The organism is Gulosibacter sp. 10, assembly GCF_900163695.1.
GTDB lineage: Bacteria > Actinomycetota > Actinomycetes > Actinomycetales > Microbacteriaceae > Gulosibacter.
On record NZ_FUIC01000008.1, the window covers coordinates 126,669 to 146,479 of the forward strand.

General features: G+C 72.5%; 19 protein-coding genes. 6 read left to right on the plus strand and 13 right to left on the minus strand.

The features are described from left to right. Positions 1–37: 37 nt before the first annotated feature. From FM112_RS03070 to fmt, 8 genes are read right to left on the minus strand one after another with little or no spacing between them, the layout of a single operon-like run. Positions 38–670, minus strand: a complete 633-nt coding sequence (locus FM112_RS03070) for a Trp biosynthesis-associated membrane protein (protein WP_087003278.1) — start codon at positions 668–670, stop codon at positions 38–40. Continuing rightward, positions 667–1,053 (minus strand): phosphoribosyl-AMP cyclohydrolase, encoded by a 387-nt coding sequence (gene hisI / locus FM112_RS03075; RefSeq protein ID WP_087003280.1) that lies wholly within the window; start codon positions 1,051–1,053, stop codon positions 667–669. The genes FM112_RS03070 and hisI overlap by 4 nt, the downstream gene beginning before the upstream one ends. After that, a complete protein-coding gene (gene hisF, locus FM112_RS03080; protein WP_254910347.1) occupies positions 1,046–1,852 on the minus strand; it encodes an imidazole glycerol phosphate synthase subunit HisF in 807 nt (268 codons plus the stop codon). The genes hisI and hisF overlap by 8 nt, the downstream gene beginning before the upstream one ends. 5 nt (positions 1,853–1,857) lie before the next feature. Continuing rightward, the gene (gene hisG, locus FM112_RS03085; RefSeq protein ID WP_087003286.1) at positions 1,858–2,697 is read right to left on the minus strand and encodes an ATP phosphoribosyltransferase; all 840 of its coding nucleotides are present in this window, start codon (positions 2,695–2,697) and stop codon (positions 1,858–1,860) included. Positions 2,698–2,742: 45 nt separating this feature from the next. Continuing rightward, positions 2,743–3,006 carry a phosphoribosyl-ATP diphosphatase gene (locus FM112_RS03090; RefSeq protein WP_087003289.1) on the minus strand — a complete coding sequence of 88 codons (264 nt, stop codon included), beginning with the start codon at positions 3,004–3,006 and terminating at the stop codon, positions 2,743–2,745. 9 nt (positions 3,007–3,015) lie between these two features. Next, the gene (gene rpe, locus FM112_RS03095) at positions 3,016–3,684 is read right to left on the minus strand and encodes a ribulose-phosphate 3-epimerase (protein ID WP_087003292.1); all 669 of its coding nucleotides are present in this window, start codon (positions 3,682–3,684) and stop codon (positions 3,016–3,018) included. After that, positions 3,681–5,240: an RsmB/NOP family class I SAM-dependent RNA methyltransferase gene (locus tag FM112_RS03100; protein WP_087003295.1), complete on the minus strand. Its 1,560-nt coding sequence runs from the start codon at positions 5,238–5,240 to the stop codon at positions 3,681–3,683. Before FM112_RS03100 ends, rpe begins: the two co-directional genes overlap by 4 nt. Further along, a complete protein-coding gene (gene fmt / locus FM112_RS03105; protein WP_087003298.1) occupies positions 5,237–6,157 on the minus strand; it encodes a methionyl-tRNA formyltransferase in 921 nt (306 codons plus the stop codon). The genes FM112_RS03100 and fmt overlap by 4 nt, the downstream gene beginning before the upstream one ends. A 97-nt stretch (positions 6,158–6,254) precedes the next feature. Here fmt and FM112_RS03110 point away from each other — a divergent pair, with 97 nt between their 5' ends. Next, on the plus strand, positions 6,255–8,279 hold the full coding sequence (locus tag FM112_RS03110) for a prolyl oligopeptidase family protein (protein WP_087003301.1): 2,025 nt from the start codon (positions 6,255–6,257) through the stop codon (positions 8,277–8,279). Positions 8,280–8,333: 54 nt separating this feature from the next. On the opposite strand, the gene FM112_RS03115 is transcribed toward FM112_RS03110, so the two are convergent. After that, entirely contained in the window at positions 8,334–8,822 is a 489-nt protein-coding gene (locus tag FM112_RS03115; RefSeq protein ID WP_087003304.1) for a DUF2087 domain-containing protein, read from the minus strand. 70 nt (positions 8,823–8,892) lie between these two features. Between FM112_RS03115 and FM112_RS03120 the strand changes: the two genes are divergently transcribed. Both FM112_RS03120 and FM112_RS03125 read left to right on the plus strand, forming a co-directional pair. Beyond that, positions 8,893–9,366 (plus strand): MarR family winged helix-turn-helix transcriptional regulator, encoded by a 474-nt coding sequence (locus tag FM112_RS03120; protein ID WP_176386640.1) that lies wholly within the window; start codon positions 8,893–8,895, stop codon positions 9,364–9,366. Then, positions 9,366–11,030, plus strand: coding sequence for an MFS transporter (locus FM112_RS03125; RefSeq protein WP_087003307.1), 1,665 nt, complete (start codon positions 9,366–9,368; stop codon positions 11,028–11,030). The genes FM112_RS03120 and FM112_RS03125 overlap by 1 nt, the downstream gene beginning before the upstream one ends. Before the next feature lie 70 nt (positions 11,031–11,100). On the opposite strand, the gene FM112_RS03130 is transcribed toward FM112_RS03125, so the two are convergent. Beyond that, the gene (locus tag FM112_RS03130; RefSeq protein ID WP_254910348.1) at positions 11,101–11,892 is read right to left on the minus strand and encodes an ABC transporter permease; all 792 of its coding nucleotides are present in this window, start codon (positions 11,890–11,892) and stop codon (positions 11,101–11,103) included. Continuing rightward, entirely contained in the window at positions 11,889–12,680 is a 792-nt protein-coding gene (locus FM112_RS03135) for an ABC transporter ATP-binding protein (protein WP_087003310.1), read from the minus strand. The genes FM112_RS03130 and FM112_RS03135 overlap by 4 nt, the downstream gene beginning before the upstream one ends. Before the next feature lie 109 nt (positions 12,681–12,789). Between FM112_RS03135 and FM112_RS03140 the strand changes: the two genes are divergently transcribed. Continuing rightward, entirely contained in the window at positions 12,790–13,983 is a 1,194-nt protein-coding gene (locus FM112_RS03140; RefSeq protein ID WP_140400552.1) for a sensor histidine kinase, read from the plus strand. Then, complete coding sequence (locus tag FM112_RS03145; RefSeq protein ID WP_087003316.1) at positions 13,980–14,669, plus strand: response regulator transcription factor; 690 nt, start codon at positions 13,980–13,982, stop codon at positions 14,667–14,669. Before FM112_RS03140 ends, FM112_RS03145 begins: the two co-directional genes overlap by 4 nt. A gap of 90 nt (positions 14,670–14,759) precedes the next feature. Here the strand turns inward: FM112_RS03145 and FM112_RS03150 are convergent, their stop codons facing one another. Continuing rightward, positions 14,760–16,439 carry an alpha-keto acid decarboxylase family protein gene (locus FM112_RS03150; RefSeq protein ID WP_087003319.1) on the minus strand — a complete coding sequence of 560 codons (1,680 nt, stop codon included), beginning with the start codon at positions 16,437–16,439 and terminating at the stop codon, positions 14,760–14,762. Between the two features lie 238 nt (positions 16,440–16,677). On the opposite strand from FM112_RS03150, the gene FM112_RS03155 reads away from it, so the two are divergent. Continuing rightward, entirely contained in the window at positions 16,678–17,448 is a 771-nt protein-coding gene (locus tag FM112_RS03155) for a MerR family transcriptional regulator (RefSeq protein ID WP_087003322.1), read from the plus strand. Here FM112_RS03155 and FM112_RS03160 read toward each other — a convergent pair. Then, positions 17,445–19,739, minus strand: a complete 2,295-nt coding sequence (locus FM112_RS03160) for an excinuclease ABC subunit UvrA (protein ID WP_176386641.1) — start codon at positions 19,737–19,739, stop codon at positions 17,445–17,447. The genes FM112_RS03155 and FM112_RS03160 overlap by 4 nt on opposite strands. Positions 19,740–19,811 lie beyond the last annotated feature (72 nt).

The following is a 19,811-nucleotide window of genomic DNA, read 5'->3' on the forward strand; positions in this document are numbered from 1 at the left end:
GCGATGACTCCTTCGAACGGGGACGTACCGATCCAGTCTACCGGGGGTTTGCGGCCTCGGCGTCGTCCTCGGTCGGGTCGTCGCCGACCGAGAGCGCATCCCACTGCGAAACCGGGTCGGAGGCCGTCGAGGCCCGGGCCTCCCCCTCGGGCGCGAGCGCGGCGCGGCGGTAGCGCCGCGCCGATTCGGGCCACCGCCGGGCGGTGACCACGACGAGGACGCCGAGCGCCGCCTGGACCGCGCCCGCGGCGAGCGCGACGAAGGGCCAGACCGTATCCGACATCGTGCCCTGGGCGATGATCTCGCCGATGCCCTCGGCATCGGTGATGCCGCTGAGCTCGCGTACCGGCCCGACGAAGCCCACCGCGGGTTCGCTCGCCGCGTAGCCGGCGGCGACGGCGATCCCGATGCCCAGCACGGCCGACAGCGCGCCGATCACGACCCGGAACCCCCGGCCCGCGATGGCGAGCGCGGCGATCGCGGCGAGGCCCGCGAGCGAGAACGCCATCACCGCCAGGGCCGGATCGCCGCCGTTCGAGATCACCGAGCGGTCGAACTCCGAGGTATGCAGCTCCAGCACCGCCCAGGTCTGCGTCCGCGCGAGCATGGCCGCGCCGATGCTCGCGAGCATCCCCAGCAGGATGAGCCGCTTCAGCCGTCCGCCGCTCAAGCGCCCGCCTCCTCCTGGAATACGACCGCGAGCGGGTCCGTGTCCCAGCAGGTCCGGGTGTTGCGGTGGCAGGCCGCGCCGACCTGGTCCACGCCGAGCAGGATCGTGTCCGCGTCGCAGTCCGCCGCGAAGGACACGACCCGCTGGGTGTGGCCCGAGGTGTCGCCCTTGCGCCAGAGCTCGCCCCGGGAGCGGGACCAGTACACGGCGCGGCGGCTCGACAGCGTCTCGCGGATGGAATCGCGGCTCATCCAGGCCATCATGAGCACCTCGCCGCTGTCCCACTGCTTGGCGATGGCCGGCACCAGCCCCCGGTCGTCGTAGCGCAGGGCGGCGACGATCTCCTCGATCTGCTCCGCGCTCAGGGCGTCGACGCTACGCATCGCCCCTCCCCTCCCGCACCGGCAGATCGGCGTCGGCCAGCGAGCGCTTGACCTCCGCGATCGTCATCTCGCCGTAGTGGAAGACGCTCGCCGCGAGGACGGCGTCGGCCCCGGCGCCGACGGCGGGCGCGAAGTGCTCGACCCGGCCGGCCCCGCCCGAGGCGATGACCGGCACGTCGGCGACCTCGCGGACGCGGCGGATGAGTTCGAGGTCGAAGCCCGCCTTGGTGCCGTCCGCATCCATCGAGTTCACGAGCAGCTCGCCGGCCCCTCGCCGGCAGCTCTCCCGCGCCCATTCGACGGCGTCGAGATCGGTCTCCCGGCGCCCGCCGTGGGTGGTGACCACGAATCCGGAGGGCATGCGCTCGGAGCGCCTGATGTCGAGCGAGAGCACGAGCACCTGGGCGCCGAACTGGCTCGCGATCTCGTCGATGAGCTCGGGTCTCGCGATCGCCGCCGAGTTGACGCCGACCTTGTCCGCGCCGGAGGCGAGCAGCCTGGTCACGTTCTCGACCGACCGCACCCCGCCGCCGACGGTGAGCGGCACGAAGACCTGCTCCGCGGTGCGGGTCACGAGGTCGTAGGTCGTCGCGCGGTCGTCACTCGTCGCGGTGACGTCGAGGAAGGTGATCTCATCCGCGCCGTCGGCGGCGTACTTCGCGGCCAGCTCGACGGGATCGCCGGCATCGCGCAGATCGAGGAAGTTCACGCCCTTGACGACGCGCCCGGCGGCGACGTCGAGGCACGGGATGACCCGGATCGCGAGGCCCTCCCCATCGTTCGTGGTCGGCTCGGTCACGGACATCACATCCGCGCGGCCTGCAGCGCCGTCACGAGGATGGCGCGCGCACCGATGGCGTAGAGGCGGTCCATGATGCCGTTGAGGTCGCTCTGCGGGACGAGCGAGCGCACCGCCACCCACTCCTCGTCGTGGAGCGGCGAGACCGTCGGCGACTGGTAGCCGGGCGTGACGGCGAGCGCCTCCTCGAGCTTCGACACGTGGATGTCGTAGTCCATGATGCTGTTGCGGCGCGCGACCAGGACGCCCTCGAGCCGCTTGATCAGCGTCCGCGCGCCCTCGACCTTGTCGGGCGTGGAGATGAGCACCGCCGTCGAGTCGAGGATGACGGGGCCGAAGATCTCGAGCCCGGCCTGGCGGAGCGTGTTGCCGGTCGAGACGACGTCGGCCACCGCGTCGGCCACGCCGAGCTGGATCGCGGACTCCACCGCGCCGTCGAGCTTGACGAGCTCGACGGCCAGGCCGCGCTCCTTGAAGAACTGGTCGAGCAGCCCCGTGAAGCTCGTGGCCACGCGCTTGCCCTCGAGCTGCTCGACCTCGGTGAACAGTCCGGGGGGCGCCGCGAAGCGGAAGGTGGAGTCGCCGAAGTCGAGCGCGCGGATCTCCTCGGCCGGCGATTCGGAGTCGAGCAGCAGATCGCGGCCCGTGATGCCGGCGTCGAGGACGCCCTCGCCCACGTAGGTCGCGATGTCGCGGGGGCGGATGTAGAAGAACTCGACCTCGTTCTGGGGGTCGAGCGCGACGAGCTCGCGGCTGCTGCGGCGGCCGCGATAGCCGGCCTCGACGAGCATCTCGTTGGCGGTCTCTGCGAGCATGCCCTTGTTGGGCACTGCGATGCGAAGCAATTGGTCTCCTCAGGAGCGAAGAAGCGTGGCGGTGGAAGATCGGGGCTAGAGGTACCGGTAGAGGTCCTCGAGCGTGTAGCCCTTGGCGAGCATCATGACCTGCAGATGGTAGACGAGCTGCGCCATCTCCTCCCGGCACTCGGCGTCGGACTCGTATTCGGCCGCCATCCAGGTCTCGGCCGCCTCCTCGACGAGCTTCTTGCCGATGAAATGGACGCCGCGGTCGAGTTCGGCCACGGTGCCCGAGCCCTCCGGGCGGGTCTGCGCCTTCTCGGCGAGTTCAGCGAATAGCGATTCGAACGTCTTCACACCGCCAGCCTAGTGGGTGCATCCGTGCTGCGAGGCGAGCTCCCGCAGGCGCGCGATCTCCTCGGCCGGCTCGCCGCGGAAGACCGCGGAGCCGGCCACGAACGTGTCCGCGCCCGCCTCGGCCGCCATCCCGATCGTATCGGCGGAGACGCCCCCGTCGACCTGCAGCCGGATCTCCGAGCCGTGCCGCCTGGCCCATTCCCGCGCGAGCCGCAGCTTGGGCATGGTCTCGGGCATGAACCGCTGCCCGCCGAAGCCGGGCTCGACGGTCATGATGAGCAGCTGGTCGAAGTGCTCGAGGAGCTCCTCGATCTGCGCGAACGGCGTGCCCGGGCGCAGGGCGATCCCCGCGCGGGCCCCACGCTCGCGCAGCTGCCGCGCGAGCGTGACGGGCGCCGTGGCGGCCTCGAGGTGGAAGGTCACGGAGAACACGCCCATCTCGGCGAACCCGGGCGCCCACCGGTCCGGGTCCTCGATCATCAGGTGCAGGTCCAGCGGCACCGGCGAGACCTGCTGCAGCCGCTCCACCATGGGCTGGCCGAAGGTGAGGTTGGGCACGAAGTGGTTGTCCATGACATCGACGTGGGCGGCGTCGGCGGTGCCGATGCGCCCCAGCTCGCGCTCGAAGTTCGCGAAATCGGCGGCCAGGATGGACGGGTTGATGCGGACGTTCGTCAACGGTCGGCGCTCCTCGTATCGGGCTCGGATGCGGGTGTGTGGTCGGTCTCGACCGCCTCGGCGGCGGGCCTCCTGCGCAGCAGCGCGATGAACATCGCGTCCGTGCCGTGCCGATGGGACCACAGCTGCACCGCGCGGCCTCCGGCGAGATCGACGGCGCCGGTCGAGGGGAGGTCGAGCTCGGGGGCGAGCGCGTCGCACACCACCGCGGCGTCGAGCACCTCGATCCCCTCCGCGCTCAGGCCGGTGCGGAGCACCGTGCGCACCACCCCGACGGTCTCGGCGGGATGCGGCGAGCAGGTGGCGTAGACGAGCGCGCCGCCGGGCGCGAGCGCGACGAGCGCGGCCTCGAGCAGCTCCTCCTGGAGGCGGGTGAGCGTCCCGACGTCCTCGGGCCGCTTCCGCCAGCGCGCCTCGGGGCGCCTGCGGAGCGCGCCGAGGCCGGTGCAGGGCGCGTCGACGAGGATGCGGTCGTAGGCTTCGGGCCGCTCGGCGAACTCCCGGCCGTCGAGCTCCGTCACGCGGAGCCCGTCCGGCCCCGACAGCGGCTCGAGGGCCCGCCGGACGAGTCGGGCCCGCGCCGGCACCACCTCGTTCGCCTCGAACTCCGCGCCGGCGAGCCGCGACTCGGCCGCCAGCAGGGCGGACTTGCCCCCGGGGCCGGCGCAGAGGTCGAGCACACGCTCGCCGGGGCGCAGCGGCGCGCAGCGGCTCAGCGCGAGCGCCACGAGCTGCGAGCCGGCGTCCTGCACGCGCACCGCGCCGGAGCGCACCTCCTCGAGCTCGACCGGATCGCCCTCGGCGAGCCGCATCGCCACGGGCGAGGCCGGATCCTCGCGGAGCCGATCGGGATGCGCCGCGACCGTCTCCCGCCGATCCGCCAGGCCCGGCAGCGCGGCGAGCCGCACCTCGGGCGAGCGGTTGTCCGCCTCGAGCGCGCGCTCCAGCTCGGCCGTGTCGTCCTGCGAGGGCGCGCCGGCGCCGAGCCGCAGCGCGTCGCGCAGCGCCCGCGCGATCCAGAGCGGGTGGGCCGTCAGCAGCGCCAGTCGGGCGAGCGCATCGGGCTGCGTCGCGGCGACCCGCTCGCGCCACTCCTCCGGCTCCGCCTCGGACACCCGGCGCAGATTGGCGTTCACGAATCCGGCGGCGCCCTGCCCGCCCCGGTTGCGGACGGCGCTCACCGTCTCGTTCACCGCGGCGTGCGTCGAGACGCGCATGTTGAGCAGCTGGTGGATGCCGAGCTGCAGCGCCGACCGGGCGAGCGGATCCACCTGCTCGGCCGGCCGCTTCGCGACGATGCCGATGATCGCGTCGTAGTAGCCGGACATGCGCAGCGCCCCGTACGCGAGCTCGGTGGCGAGCGCCGCGTCGGCCGCCGAGAGCCGGGCCTCCTCGATCCGGTGCGGCAGCAGCAGGTTCGCATAGGCGTCGTCCTCCGCCACCGAGACGAGCACCGAGAGCGCCGCATCGCGAGCCGTCGGCCGCGGTGCGCGACGGCCCCCGCCGCCTCCTCCTCGTCGGCCGTCCCGGCGACGGCCGTCTCCGCGTCCACTCATCCGAGCCGCACCTCCGCCTCCTGCACTCCCCGGAACCAGTCCGCCGCGCGCATGGCGCGCTTGCCCGCGGGCTGCACCTCGATGAGCTCGAGCGCGCCGGAGCCGCAGGCGGCGAGCACCCGCCCGCCGTCGAGCACGACGGCGCCCGGGCCGCCTGCAACGGCGGCATCCGTCGCCGGCGCGGCCCGCAGCACCTTGAACCGCTCCCCGCGCCAGGTCGTCGAGGCGCCCGGCTCCGGGGTCGCGCCGCGGATGCGGGCATCCGCCCGGGCCGCGGTCGCGGTCCAGTCGATCGCGCCGTCCTCAACGCGCAGCTTGGCCGCGTGCGTGGCCTCGCCCCGCTGCGGCTCGGCGACCGCGGTGCCCGCGCCGATCGCGGCCACGGTCTCGAGCACGTCCGGGACGCCGAGCTCGGCGAGCCTCGCCAGCAGCTCGCCGGCGGTCTCCCCGGCGCCGATCGGGACCTCGCGGTTCACGAAGGTCGGCCCGGTGTCGAGCCCCGCCTCGAGACGGAAGACGGCGATCCCGGTGCTCGAGTCGCCCGCCATCACGGCGCGCTGCACGGGGGCCGCCCCGCGCCAGCGCGGCAGCAGCGAGAAGTGGAGGTTGATCCAGCCGTGGACCGGCTGCGAGAGCAGCGGCTCGCGGATGAGCCCCCCGTAGGCCACCACGACGCCGAGGTCCGGCGCGAGGCCGGCGATCCGCGCGGCGACGGCCTCGTCGATGCGGTTGGCGCGCACGACCGGGAGCCCGAGGGACTCGGCGCGCGCCGCGACCGGCGAGGGCTGCAGCCGGCGCTTCCGCCCGACCGGCGCGTCCTCCCTCGTGATGACGGCGACGATCTCGTGTCCGGCGTCGACGAGTCCCTGAAGCGTCGGGACGGCCGCGTCCGGCGTGCCTGCAAAGGCGATGCGCATGAAACCTCCTGTAGACCTCCGATCGTACCGTCGCGCCGCACTCCCGGCGGCACGCGGTGCGGTTGAATGGACGTCCACGAGGAACGAGGAGGGCCGGATGACGGATCCGTACACATGGCTTGAGGACGTCGAGGGCGAGCGCGCGCTGGAATGGGCGAGAGCCAGGAACGCCGAGGCGGCCGAATCGCTCGCCGCCGCGCCGGAGTTCGCCGAGACCCGGGAGCGCATCCTCGAGGTGCTCGACTCCTCGGACCGCATCCCGGCGGTCTCGAAGGTCGGGCGGCACTACTACAACTTCTGGCGGGACGACCGGCACGAGCGCGGGCTCTGGCGCAGGACGACGCCGGAGTCCTATGCGAGCGACAGGCCCGACTGGGAGACGGTGCTCGACCTCGACGCGCTGGGCGAGCAGGAGGGCGTGAACTGGGTGTGGCACGGCGCCTCGATCCTGCGGGGCGACGACGAGTTCCGGCTGGCGCTCGTCGACCTCTCGCGGGGCGGCTCCGACGCGGACGTCACCCGCGAGTTCGACCTCGAGCGCAAGGCCTTCGTCGAGGGCGGCTTCACCCGTCCGGAGGCCAAGGGATCGGTGTCCTGGATCGACGAGGACACCGTCTTCGTCGCGACCGACACGGGCGAGGGCAGCATGACCGCCTCCGGCTATCCGCGGCTCGCCCGGCGCTGGACGCGCGGCGCGCCCCTGGCCGAGGCGCCGATCGTCTACGAGGGCGAGGAGGCGGACATGTCGATCCACGCCGTGCACGACTCGACCCCGGGCTTCGAGCGCGACCTCGTCATCCGCATGCGGGCCTTCTACGACGCGGAGTTCTTCCTGCTCGGCGACGGCGACGAGCAGGTCCGCATCGACGTGCCGCGATCCGCCGAGCCCGACCTCCACCGGGAATGGCTCACGGTGCGGCTGCGCGACGCGTGGTCCGTCGGCGGCCGGGACTACGCGGGCGGCAGCCTGCTGGCGATCCGGCTCGAGGAGTTCCTCGCCGGCGACCGCCGTTTCCGGGTGCTCTTCGAGCCGGATCCGCGCGTCTCCCTCGTCGATGCGGTGTGGACGCGCGAGCACCTCGTGCTCACCACGCTCGAGGATGTGAAGTCCCGAGTGCGGGCGCTGCGCGCCGGCGACTTCGAGGAGGTGGCGCTGCCGGGTCTACCGGAGGTCGGCACGATCGACGTCCGCCCCGTCGACGCGAAGACCTCTGAAGCAGTCTGGATCACGACCACCGACTTCCTCTCCCCCACGGCCCTCTCGATCGCCGAGATCGGGACCGGCGAGGCGCCGCGGGCGCTGAAGTCGCAGCCCGAGCTCTTCGACGCGTCGGGACTCGTCGCGACGCAGCGCTTCGCGACCTCCGAGGACGGCACTCGCGTCCCGTACTTCCTCGTGCACCGCGGCGACCTCCCGCCGGACGGCGGCACGCCGACGCTCCAGTACGCCTACGGCGGCTTCGAGATCTCCCTGACCCCGGAGTACAACGCGGCGCTCGGCCGGGCCTGGCTCGAGCGAGGCGGCGCCTATGCGCTCGCGAACATCCGCGGGGGCGGCGAATACGGGCCGGCCTGGCATCAGGCCGCGCTGAAGCGGCACCGGCATCGCGCCTACGAGGACATGGCGGCCGTGTCGCGAGACCTCATCGATCGGGGCCTCACCTCGCCGGAGCGCCTCGGCATCCGCGGCGGCTCGAACGGCGGCCTGCTCACGGGCAACATGCTCGTGCGCGAGCCCGGGCTCTACGGCGCGGTCGTGGTTGAGGTGCCGCTGCTCGACATGAAGCGCTACTCCCACCTGCTCGCCGGCGCCTCCTGGATGGCGGAGTACGGCGATCCCGACACCGCGGACTGGGAGTTCATCCGCACGTTCTCGCCCTATCACCTGTTCGACCCCGAGGCCGACTACCCGCCGGTGCTGTTCACGACCTCGACGCGCGACGACCGCGTGCACCCGGCCCACGCGCGGAAGATGGTGGCGGCGATGCTCGCGGCGGGCAAGGACGTGACCTACTACGAGAACATCGAGGGCGGCCACGGCGGCGCCGCGACGAACGAGCAGTCCGCGCACGTGCGGGCGCTCGTCTACCGCTTCCTCGCGGAGCGCCTCGGGCTGGGGTAGCCCCGGCGCGCACGGCCCGGATGCCCCTCGCGGCATCCGGGCCGTGCGCGTGCATCAGGCGCGGGGCCGGTACTCGCCGCCGTCCGGCGCGCGATCGAGCAGCCCGTAGTCGACGAGGTACCGGCGCAGCACGACGTGATCGTCGTGGTAGCGGGAGAGCCGCTCGCCGACCTCCCGCTCGGTGAGCGCCTCGTCCGGGCGGAAGGCGCGCCGCGCGACCCAGCGGAGGAGCTCGCCGCGCTCCCCCTTGTCGGCCGGATACTGGCGGATCCGCCCGTCCTCCAGGAATCGCTCGACGCCGACGCGCCTCGGGCGGCTCGCCCCGCCGAGCGCGCGGGCGAAGACCCCGGCGTCGAAGCGCAGGTCCTCGTCGAGCATGCCCGCTCCCCGGAGCGCCTGCTCGATGCGCCTGCGGCGGGACGGCGAGTGGCGATCGAGCGCGGCAGCGATGTCGCCGCCCTGCATGCCGATGCACGCGACGGCGCGGGCGTCCTCGTTCGCGAGCACCGCCATGATGGGCTGCCATGCCGTGCGGGTGGTCATGCCGCCACGCTACCAATCGGCTCGCGCCGCAGCGCTCGACTCCATCATGAGATTATTATATAATCCCCTTATGGATAACGGACATGGGATCGCGGACAGCCTCTCGGAGCTGCTCGAGCAGCTGGTCCACCGGCTGCGCGACCAGGCCTCGGACGAGCAGCTCTCCCGCGCGTGGACCACGGCGCTGTCCCGGCTCGACAACGAGGGGCCGCTGCCCGTCACCCGGCTGGCGCACGCCGTGGGGGTCTCGCAGCCGGCGATGACCCAGCTCGTCGACCGGATGGCCGCCGAGGGCTTCGTGCTGCGCGCCGCCTCCGAGCAGGACCGCCGGGTGCAGCTCGTGGAGATCACGGAGGCCGGCCGGTCCGCCATCGATGCGCGACGCCGATGGCGCGCATCCCGGCTGGACGACCGCCTCCGCACCCTCGACCCCGCGGATCGCGCGGCCGTGGCAGGGGCCATCCCCGCGCTCGAGCGGCTCGTCGAGTCCCTCGCACGTCCCGACGCCGAAGACCACGACAAGAAAGAAGAAGCACAGCACTGATGAGTCAGTCCCAAGGAAAGCAGCAGGGCCTGCTCAAACAACCCAAGGCGGTCTGGGCGGTCGCCTTCGCCTGCGTCATCTCGTTCATGGGCATCGGGCTCGTCGACCCCATCCTGCCGGCGATCTCCGACAGCCTCGGCGCCTCGCCCGCCCAGGTGTCGCTCCTGTTCACGAGCTACCTCGTGGTGACGGCCATCGCGATGCTCGGGGTCGGCTGGGTGTCGAGCCGGATCGGCTCCAAGTGGGCGCTCATCGTCGGACTCGCGCTCATCGTCGTGTTCGCCGCGCTCGCGGGCGCCGCGGGCAGCGTCGACGGCATCATCGCCTTCCGCGGCGGCTGGGGCCTCGGCAACGCGCTGTTCATCGCGACGAGCCTCGCCGTGATCGTCGCCTCGGCGCAGGGCGGCTTCTCGGGCGCCATCATCCTCTACGAGGCCGCGCTCGGCCTCGGCATCGCGGCGGGCCCGCTGATCGGCGGCCTGCTGGGCCACATCAGCTGGCGCGGGCCGTTCTTCGGCGTGGCCGTGCTCATGGGCATCGCGCTCGTCGCGACGCTCCTGTTCATCCCGAAGACCCCCAAGCCGGCGGAGAAGATCTCGCTCGGCGCCCCGCTCGCCGCGCTCAAGCACCGCGGCCTGCTGACCATGGGCATCATGGCGCTGCTCTACAACTGGGGCTTCTTCACGATGCTCGGCTACGCGCCATACCCGATGAAGCTCGACGCGCTCCAGCTCGGCTTCGTGTTCACCGGATGGGGCCTGCTCGTCGCCGCGTTCGCGGTGTTCTTCGCGCCCCGCCTGCAGCGGCGCTTCGGCACCGCGGCCGTGCTCTACGCGAACCTCGCCGGGCTCGGCATCGTGATGACCGCGATCGCGATCGGCGTCGACTCCCCGCCCGTCGTGATCGCCGCCGTGATCATCAGCGGCGCCTTCATCGGCATCAACAACACGCTCACCACCCAGGCCGTCATGCTGGTCTCCCCGGTGGAGCGCTCCGTCGCCTCGTCGGCCTACGGCTTCCTCCGCTTCTTCGGCGGCGGGCTGGCGCCCTTCGTCGCGGGCATCGTGGCGCAGCACTTCGGCCAGGGATGGGCCTTCGGGCTCGGCGCCATCGCGTTCTTCATCGCGATCCCCGTGCTCGCGAGCGGCCACAAGCTGCTCGTCCGGGCCGAGTCCGCCGAGGAGGCCGAGGAGGAGCCGGAGCTCCCCGGCGCCTCCCTGACGGTGCTCGACGAGGTGGAGCTCGGCGCCAAGCCGATCATCGCCGCCATCGACGACACCGAGCTGGCCGACCAGGTGGTGGACCGGGCCGTGGCCCTCGCCCGGGAGCACCGCGCATCGGTGGAGATCGTCCACGTCACCGAGACCGAGGTGGTGGCCGACCAGACCCTCGACCCCGAGAGCGCGCGCCACTCCCGCGCGGTGGTCGACGCCCAGCTCGACCGGGTGCGCGGCTCCGACGTCGTCGCCCGAGGGGTCCTGCTCACGAGCGTCGGCGACCACGCCGCGACCGGCGCGGTCATCGCGCGCCGCGCCGCCGAGCTGCACGCCGGCATGGTGGTGCTCGGCCGGTCCAAGAACGGGCCGGTGGCGAGGCTCTTCGACGCGGACCTCGTCGGCGAGATCGAGCGCGCCGAGGACTGCCGGGTGATCCTCGTCGCCTGAGCCGGGGACCCGGCATCGGCGGGGCCGCGGCGGAGCATCGCTCCCCCGCGGCCCTTCGCGCTGCGCGGCCTCACTCCCAGCGGAACAGCAGGGCGGCGACCCCGGTGCCGATCACGGCGCTGCCGCCCAGGGAGGCCCAGTTCTGCCAGGGCACCGGCTCGGTGACGAGCGTCGACTGCAGCGCTTCGACGGCCGCGCCGAACGGCAGCCAGGAGCCGACCGCGGCGAGCGGCTCCGGCAGATTCCCGACCGGGCCGAACATGCCCCCGAGCGCCCCGATCCCGAAGAACGCGACGAGGCCGATGGCCACCGCCGAGTTCGGCGTGGGGGCGATCGACGCGACGATCATCCCGACCCCGTACATCGCGGTGCACGCCGCCAGGAACACGAGCGCCGTCAGCCAGGGATGCCGCGGCATCGACGCCTCGAAGAAGACGGCGCCCACGAGGAGCGCCATGCCCACGCCGAGGAGCATCTGCGCGAAGCTCACGATCAGCTGCGCGATGAGCACCATCACGGGCGAGGCCGGCGTGACCGCGAGCCTTCGGAGCAGGTGCGTCTTGCGGTACGTCGCCAGGAAGCTCGGCATGTTGATCATCGCAATGGTCGCGACCACCATCGCGACGATCACCGGCAGCAGGAAGTAGTCGAGCACGGTGACGCCCTCCGCCACGGGCGTCCCGAGGTCGTCGAAGGCCATGGCCTGCATGACGAGGATCAGCATCGGCATGCCGAAGGGGATGATCAGCCCGGCCGTGTCCCGGACGGTCATCCTCGCCTCGGCCTGGACGAGCCTGAGCCAGGCGCCCGCCCCCGGGCCGCCCGCCCGGGTCCGCGCGGCTGCGGCGCTCGCGGCGCTCACGCCGCCTCCTCCGCGTCGATCTCCCTGCCGGTGAGCGCCACGAACGCCTCCTCGAGGGACTGCGCCCCGGCATGGGCGGTCACCTCGGCGGGCGTGCCCTGCACGAGGATCCGTCCCGCGTCGATGAGCGCGATGCGGTCGCACAGCCGCTCCACCTCGTCCATCGCATGGCTGACGAGGATCACCGTCTGCCGCTCGAGCCCCTCGACGGTCTCCCAGATCCGCCGTCTCGCGCGGGGGTCGAGCCCGGTCGTCAGCTCGTCTAGGATCACGACCTCGGGACGCCCGATGAGCGCGAGTGCGATGGAGAGCCGCTGCATCTGGCCGCCGGAGAGATTCGCGAAGCTCGTCCTCGCCATGCCCTGCAGCTCGACCATGCCCAGCGCCTCCTCGGCGGAGAGCGGGTCCGGGTAGAAGCTGCGGTAGAGCGTCACGAGCTCGCCGCAGGTGAGGGCGTCGTGCAGCATCGCCTCCTGGAGCTGCACGCCGAGGATGCGGCGCACCGCGGCCCGGTCGGCGAAGGGATCGAGCCCCAGCACGCGGACCCTCCCGCCGTCGGGGCGGTGCAGCCCCGCGATCATCTCGACCGCGGTGCTCTTGCCCGCCCCGTTGGTACCGAGGATCCCGAAGGTCTCGCCGGCCCGGATCTGCAGCGTCACCCCGTCCACCGCAGTGCGGCGGCCGTAGCGCTTGACGAGGTCCCGTGCGTCCACCGCGTGCTCCGTCACGGCGAGCCCGCCCGGGACGGCCGTCTCGAGTGCGTCGTGCTGTCGTCTGCGTATCTCCATGCCTCAAGGCTGCTCCCCGCGGACCCGGCGGCGCGGGTGCCGCCGGTCATCGCCCCGCTCGTGACGATCGGCACCTCCGCGGCCGGTCCCCGGTCAGTAGGCTCTCCCCATGAATGCCCCCGCGACGCCCCGCCCCGCGATGGGGCGGCGCGCCCCGACCCCGCCGCAGCACTGGGAGCTCTACTCGGGCGCCGCCATGATCGTGATCTGCGTGGGCATCGCCGTGCTCATGCTCTTCACGAGCGGGCCGCCCCGCATTCCCGAATGGCTCTGGGGCGGGCTCTTCCTGCTCGCCGTCTCGCTCGTCGTGCTCGCCGTGTCGGGCCTGCTCCCCCGCCCCTGGCCCCTCCCCGTGTTCGCCGGGGCCGTGCTCCTCAGCTGGCTCCTGCTCATGGCCATGCCCGGTCAGGGCCTGTTCATCGTGATCTTCGTGATGATCGCCGCAGCCGGCGTCTCCATCCTGCCGATGCCCGCGATCCTCGGCCTCGTCGTCGCGAACAGCGCGGTCGTGATGCTGCACCAGCTCCTCGCCGGCGCCGACGCGCCGGAGGTCGTCGCGACCACGGTCTTCTGCCTGCTCATCCACCTCGCAAGCGTGTTCAGCAGCTCCGCGATGCAGCGCGAGAGCGAGCTGCGCGCCGAGCTCGAGGAGCAGCACGTCGAGCTCACCGCCGCGGCGGCGCTGCTCGAGGACTCGGCCAAGGCCTCGGAGCGGCTGCGGATCTCCCGGGAGCTCCACGATCTCATCGGTCATCAGCTCACCGTCCTCAGCCTCGAGCTCGAGGCGGCCAAGCACCGGGACGCCGAGCGCCGGGGCGTGCACGTCGATCGTGCGGCGGAGGTCGCACGGGAGCTGCTCCGGGACGTGCGCAGCACCGTCGGCGAGCTCCGCGCCGCCGAGCGCGGCGGGCTCCGGGCCCATCTCGAACGGCTCGGCGGGGCGGTGCCGACCCTCCAGGTCCACGTGCACGTCGAGGAGGGCGTCTACCCGGACGAGCAGCAGACGGCCGCCCTCGTGCGCGCCGCCCAGGAGATCGTCACCAATGCGGTGAAGCACGCGAACGCGCGCGAGCTGTGGCTCGACGTGACCCGCGACGCCGAGACGATCCGGCTCGTGGGCGTGGACGACGGGTACCCGCCCGGCAGCATCGAGTTCGGCAACGGGCTCACCGGGCTGCGCGAGCGCGTGGAGCTGCTGGACGGGGAGCTCCGTGTGGAGCCCCGCGGCGAGTTCACGGTGGAGGTGCGGCTGCCCGCCTCCGCGCGCCCCGCCTCCGCAGCCGCCGAGGGGGCCGGCGCATGACCGGCTCCGGCATCCGCGTGCTCGTGGTCGACGACCAGACCCTCGTGCGCCGCGGGATCGGGACGCTGCTCGAGCTCGGCGGCATCGATGTGGTCGGCGAGGCCGCGGACGGCGCCGACGCCCTCGAGGCCATCCGGCGCGACAGCCCCGACGTGGTCCTGCTCGATCTGCGGATGCCGCGCTACGACGGCCTCTGGTTGCTCGAACGCCTCGCGGAGCCCCGTTCCGCCGCCCCGGATGCGGACGACCCCGAGGCGGAGCCGCCGCCCGTGCTCGTCCTCACGACCTTCGACGACGACGCGCTGCTGCTCGAGGCCCTCCGCCTCGGCGCGCGAGGCTACCTGCTCAAGGACGTCACCGTCGAGCGGCTCGCCGCCGCTGTCGCGACGCTCGCGGAGGGCGGCACGCTCATCGCCCCCTCCATCACCGACCGGCTGCTCAGGGCCATCCGATCGGGCCCGCCGCCGGCCGGCGCCGACGACGCGCCCGTGCAGCCGCTGACCGGACGGGAGCTCGAGGTGCTCCGCCTCGTCGCCGAGGGCTACACGAACCGGCAGATCGCGGAGATCGTGCACCTGGCCGAGGGGACCGTGAAGAACCACCTGTCGGTGATCCTCGCGAAGCTCGGCGCGAGGGATCGCACGAACGCCGTGCTCCGGGCGCTGCATGAGGGCATCCTCGGCTGAACGGCGGCGGCCCCGGCGCGCGCTCGCCGGGAGCCGCCGCGGAGGCCGGGCGCCGGATGACAGCGCCCGGCCTCCGCCGGCCGATCCGGTTCAGGCGTTCCGCGGGCCGCGGGGGCCGTAGTCGAAGTCGGCCGTCATCGGGCCGAAGCCCTGGAGGCCGGCCGGCGCGTCCTCAGGGTCGAGGTGCAGCTCGAGGAAGGCGCCCTCGGAGGAGGACTCGATCGCCGCGAGCGCCTCTTCGAGCTCCCCCTCGGTGCGGGCGGAGTAGGAGACCATCGAGGTGTCCGGGCGGAACACCTTCGGCAGGGCGCCGTAGTCCCAGTCGGCGACGTCGTTGTACTCGGAGCGCATGCCGAGGATCCAGCGCTCGATCGTGTAGCCGCGGTTGTTCACGAGCACGATGATGGGCGCGAGGTCCTCGCGCAGGATGGTGGAGAGCTCCTGCGCGGTGAGCTGGAAGGAGCCGTCGCCGATGAACAGGATGTGGCGTCGCTCGCGCGCGGCGAGCTGGCTGCCGAGCAGCGCGGGCAGGGTGTATCCGATCGATCCCCAGATCGCCGAGTTGATGTACTTCACGCCCGCGGGCAGCGTCTGGGTGCCCAGCCCGATGTTCGAGGTGCCGGCCTCCGCGATCACCACGTCCTCCTCGCGGAAGAAGCGGCCGAAGCGCGGCCAGAGCCGCGCCTGCGTCAGCGGCGCGTCGCGGTCCGCCCGCCACGGCTCCGGCTCGGCGGCGGGCTCCGGAGCCGCGCCAGCGCGCTCGGGCGCGCGCTCGAGCAGCACGTCGAGCAGTTCGAGCACGTCGATGCCGATGTAGTCCACGCCGTGGATGCCGACGTGCTGGTCGCCGAAGTCGACGGTCGCCTCACGGGGGAGCTTCGCGGAGAAGCCGCCCGAGTTGCCCTCGATGAGCCGGGGCGTCGTGGTGAGGAGGAAATCGGCCTCCTCGATCGCCTCGCGCACGCCGGGCGCGGAGGCGGCGCCGTTGTAGGTGCCCAGGAAGAGCGGGTGCCGCTCGTCGAGGATCGCCTTGCCCGAGTTGAGCTGCGCGTAGCGCGTGCCCGTCTTCTCGGCGAAGGCCTGCAGCTTGGCCGCGAAGCCGTGCCGGTCCGCGTCGAGATCGACCAGCAGCGCGGGGCGCTCGGCGGCCTCGAACAGTTCGAGCACGCGCGATACCGCCGATTCGAGCCGCTCCGGGTCGCTCGACGCGATGCTCGCGGCGGGGTCGAAGGGCGCCTCGGGAGCCTCGATGGTGAGGTGGGAGATGTCCGAGGGCACCTGGATGTGCACCGGCCGCTTCTCGCGCAGGGCGGTGTGCAGGGCGCGGTCGATCTCCTCGGCGGCGTTGGCCGGGGTGATGCGCACCGCGGCCGCGGTGAACTGGCCGACGCTCGCGAGCATGTTCGTGAAGTCGCCGTCCGCCATCGTGTGGTGGAGGTCGTAGCGGCCCTCCGTCGCGTAGAGCGGCGGCGCGCCCGCGATCGAGATCATCGGCACGTGCTCGGCGGCGGCGCCGGCGATGCCGTTCAGCGCGCTGAGCTCCCCCACTCCGTAGGTGGTCATGAGCGCGCCGAGGCCTCGGGAGCGCGCGTACCCGTCCACCGCGTAGGCGGCGTTGAGCTCGTTGCAGGTGCCGACGAACCGGATGCCGTCGAACTCGTCGATCTGCTCGAGCAGATTGAGGTTGAAGTCGCCGGGCACGCCGATGACCTCGGTGATGCCGGCCTGGGCGAGGCGGGTGAGCAGGAACTCGCCGATGGTGATGCGCATGAAACTCCCTTGTGTCGATTCCTCCCATAGTCGGGAGAACATGCATTGTGTGCAAGTGATTGCAAATCATACTTACAAATTGACGCATTAATTGCTTATAAATAGGCAAGCTGTCCGTACCTGATCTCGATTCGGAGTGCTGGGTGCCGCCTCGTTCGGAGTTCCTGCGGGGTCGGTGCTTGACCTTGACGTTGCGTCAACCAATAGCGTGGAGTCGCCGACGACCGAGGAGGACCACATGGACTGGTCGATTCAGGAGATCGCCAAGCTCGCGGGCACGACGAGCCGCACGCTGCGCCACTACGACGCCATCGGGCTGCTCGAGCCCACCCGCATCGGGGGCAACGGCTATCGCCGCTACGACGAAGAGGCGCTCGTGCGCCTCCAGCGCATCCTGCTGCTGCGCGAGCTCGGCCTCGGGCTGCCGCAGATCGCGGAGGTGCTCGACCGTCAGTCCGATCCGGTCGAGGCGCTCGAGAGCCATCTCGAGTGGCTCCGCGAGGAGCGGGATCGGCTCGGACGCCAGATCGCGTCCGTGCGGTCCACGATCGAGGTATTGCAAGAAGGAGGAGTACTCATGGCCACGACCATGTTCGATGGATTCGACCACACCCGGTACCGCGAGGAGGTGGAGCAGCGCTGGGGCGCCGACGCGTATGCCGAGGGCGACCGCTGGTGGCGCTCCCTCTCCGAAGCGGAGCGCGCCGACTGGCAGCGTCGGGTCGCGGACCTCGCGAACGACTGGTCCTCCGCCGCGGAGCGCGGCGTCGACCCGGCGTCCGAGGAGGCGCAGGCGCTCGCGCACCGGCACGTCGAATGGCTTCGCGGCGTGCCCGGCACGCCGGCGGCCGCGCCCGACGGCGACATCGCCGGCTACGTGCGGGGACTCGCCGACATGTACGTCGCGGATCCCCGATTCGGGGCGAACTACGCGACCTCGGAGGGCGGGGCCGCGGGCGCGGAGTTCGTGCGCGACGCGCTGCACCGCTATGCCGAGGAGCGCCTCTAGCCCTCGGCGGCCGCTCGGAGCGCGCGGCCGGTGAGGGAGGCCTCGCACCGCATCACCTCGGCGGGGGTGCCCGTCACGAGCAGGCGCCCGCCGTCGGCCCCTGCCCCCGGGCCGATGTCGATGACGCGGTCCGCCCTGGCGATGACCCGGAGGTTGTGGTCGACCACGACCAGGGTGGCTCCCGCATCGACGAGCTCCGCGAAGAGGTCGTTGATGCGATCGACGTCGCCCGGGTGCAGGCCGGTCGTCGGCTCGTCGAGCACGATTCGCTCGCGGGTGAGATCCGCGGAGGCGCCGAGGTGCTTCGCGAGCAGCAGCCGCTGCTTCTCGCCGCCGGAGAGCGTGTCGAGCGACTGGCCGACCGCGATGTAGCCGAGGCCGACCCGATCCATCCACCGCATCGCCGAGACGATCTCGGGATCGTCCGCGAACAGCGCCGCGAGGTCGTCCGCGGTCATCCCGAGCACGTCGGCGATGCTCCGCCCCCGGATCCTCGCGGCGAGCGCCTCCTCGTTGAACCGCGCGCCGCCGCACACGTCGCAGGGCGTGGCCACGTCGTCGAGGAAGGCGAGCTCCGTCGTGATGTAGCCCTTTCCCCTGCAGGCGGGGCACGCGCCCTTCGAGTTGAAGCTGAACCACGCGGGGGCGAGGCCCGATGCCCGGGCGAACCGCTCGCGCACCGCGTCCGCGATGCCGAGCACGCTGAGCGACGTGGACCGGACGCCGCCGCGCAGCGGATCCTGCCCGACGACGACGAAGTCGGGCCGCTGCCCGGGCAGCTCCACCGTGGCGAGCGAGCTCTTGCCGGAGCCGGCCACCCCCGTGATCGCGGTCAGCACCCCGAGCGGGATGTCCACGTCGAAGCCCGTGAGGTTGTGCGCGCTCGCCCGCTCGACGCGGACGCTGCCCCGCTCCCGCCGCACGGCCGCCGCCGGCTCGAGCGGCCGCGCGAGCAGCCGCCCCGTGATGGTGCCGCTCCCGACGAGGGCCGCGGGATCGCCCTCGAACTGCACCGAGCCGCCTTCGCGGCCGGCCCCCGGCCCCATGTCGATCACGTGGTCGGCCGTCCGGATGACCTGCGGATGGTGCTCGACCACCACGACGGTGTTGCCCGCGTCGCGCAGCTCCCGCAGCAGCCGGTTCAGCCGCTGCACGTCCGCCGGGTGCAGGCCGGAGGACGGCTCGTCGAAGACGTAGGTGACGTCGGTCAGCGCACTGCCGAGATGCCTGACGATCTTCACCCGCTGCGCCTCGCCGCCGGAGAGCGTCGAGGATTGCCGGTCGAGGGTGAGGTAGCCGAGCCCCACCGAGACGAGTGCGCCGAGGGTGCGCCGCATGCCGTGCACCGCGGGAGCCACCCGCGGATCGTCCATCGTCGCGAGCAGGGCGTGGAGGGCCGAGACCGACATCCCGGTCCAGTCGACGATCGACCGGCCGTCGATCAGGCTGGACCGGGCCGCCTCGTTGAGGCGGGCGCCCTCGCACTCGGGGCAGCGCCGCCGGGTGAGGATGCGGTCCAGCTCCTCCCGCACGGCCGCCGACATCTTCTCGGGGCGGTTGCGGATGTACACGTCGCGGATCCGCGTGACCACCCCGTCGAACCGGGCCGTCTTCGGGAACTCCGGCTCCGGGGCCGGCAGCTTCAGCTGCTCCGCGTAGAGGAAGAGCCGCATCTCCTCCTCCGTGTAGTCCTTGAGCGGCTTGCGCCGGTCGAATAGGCCGCAGTAGGCGAACCGCTTCCAGCGGTAGACGCCCGGCCGGAACTGGCTGAACCGCACCGGCCCCTCGTCGATGCTCTTCTCTGGGTCGATGAGCTCGTCCAGGTCGATGTCGACGACCGTGCCGAGGCCGTCGCAGCGGGGGCACATGCCGGCCGGGTCGTTGAAGGAGTAGGCCGGCGAATATCCGGCCGAGGGCTCGCCGATCCGCGAGAACACGAGTCGCAGCAGCGGCGCGATGTCGGCGGCGGTCGCCACGGTCGACCGGGCGTTGCCCGTGAAGCGCCGCTGGTCGATGAGCGCGGTGAAGGTGAGCCCGCTCATCGACTGCACCTCCGGCTCGGGCAGGTGCGGCAGCCGGTTGCGCACGAACGCGGGATAGGAGTCGTTCACCAGCCGTTGCGCCTCCGCGGCGATCGTGTCGAGCACGAGCGAGGACTTGCCCGAGCCCGAGACGCCGGTGACCGCGGTGAGCGCCTTCTTCGGCACGTCCACCGTGACATCGCGCAGATTGTTGGTGGCCGCGCCCACCACCCGGATGAAGTCTCCGCCCTGAGGCTCCTGCCTGTCCATGCCGCTCATCCTACGAGCGGCCCCCGACATCGGATGGAGCGCCCGTCCCCCGTCCTGGCGGCGGCGCTAGGC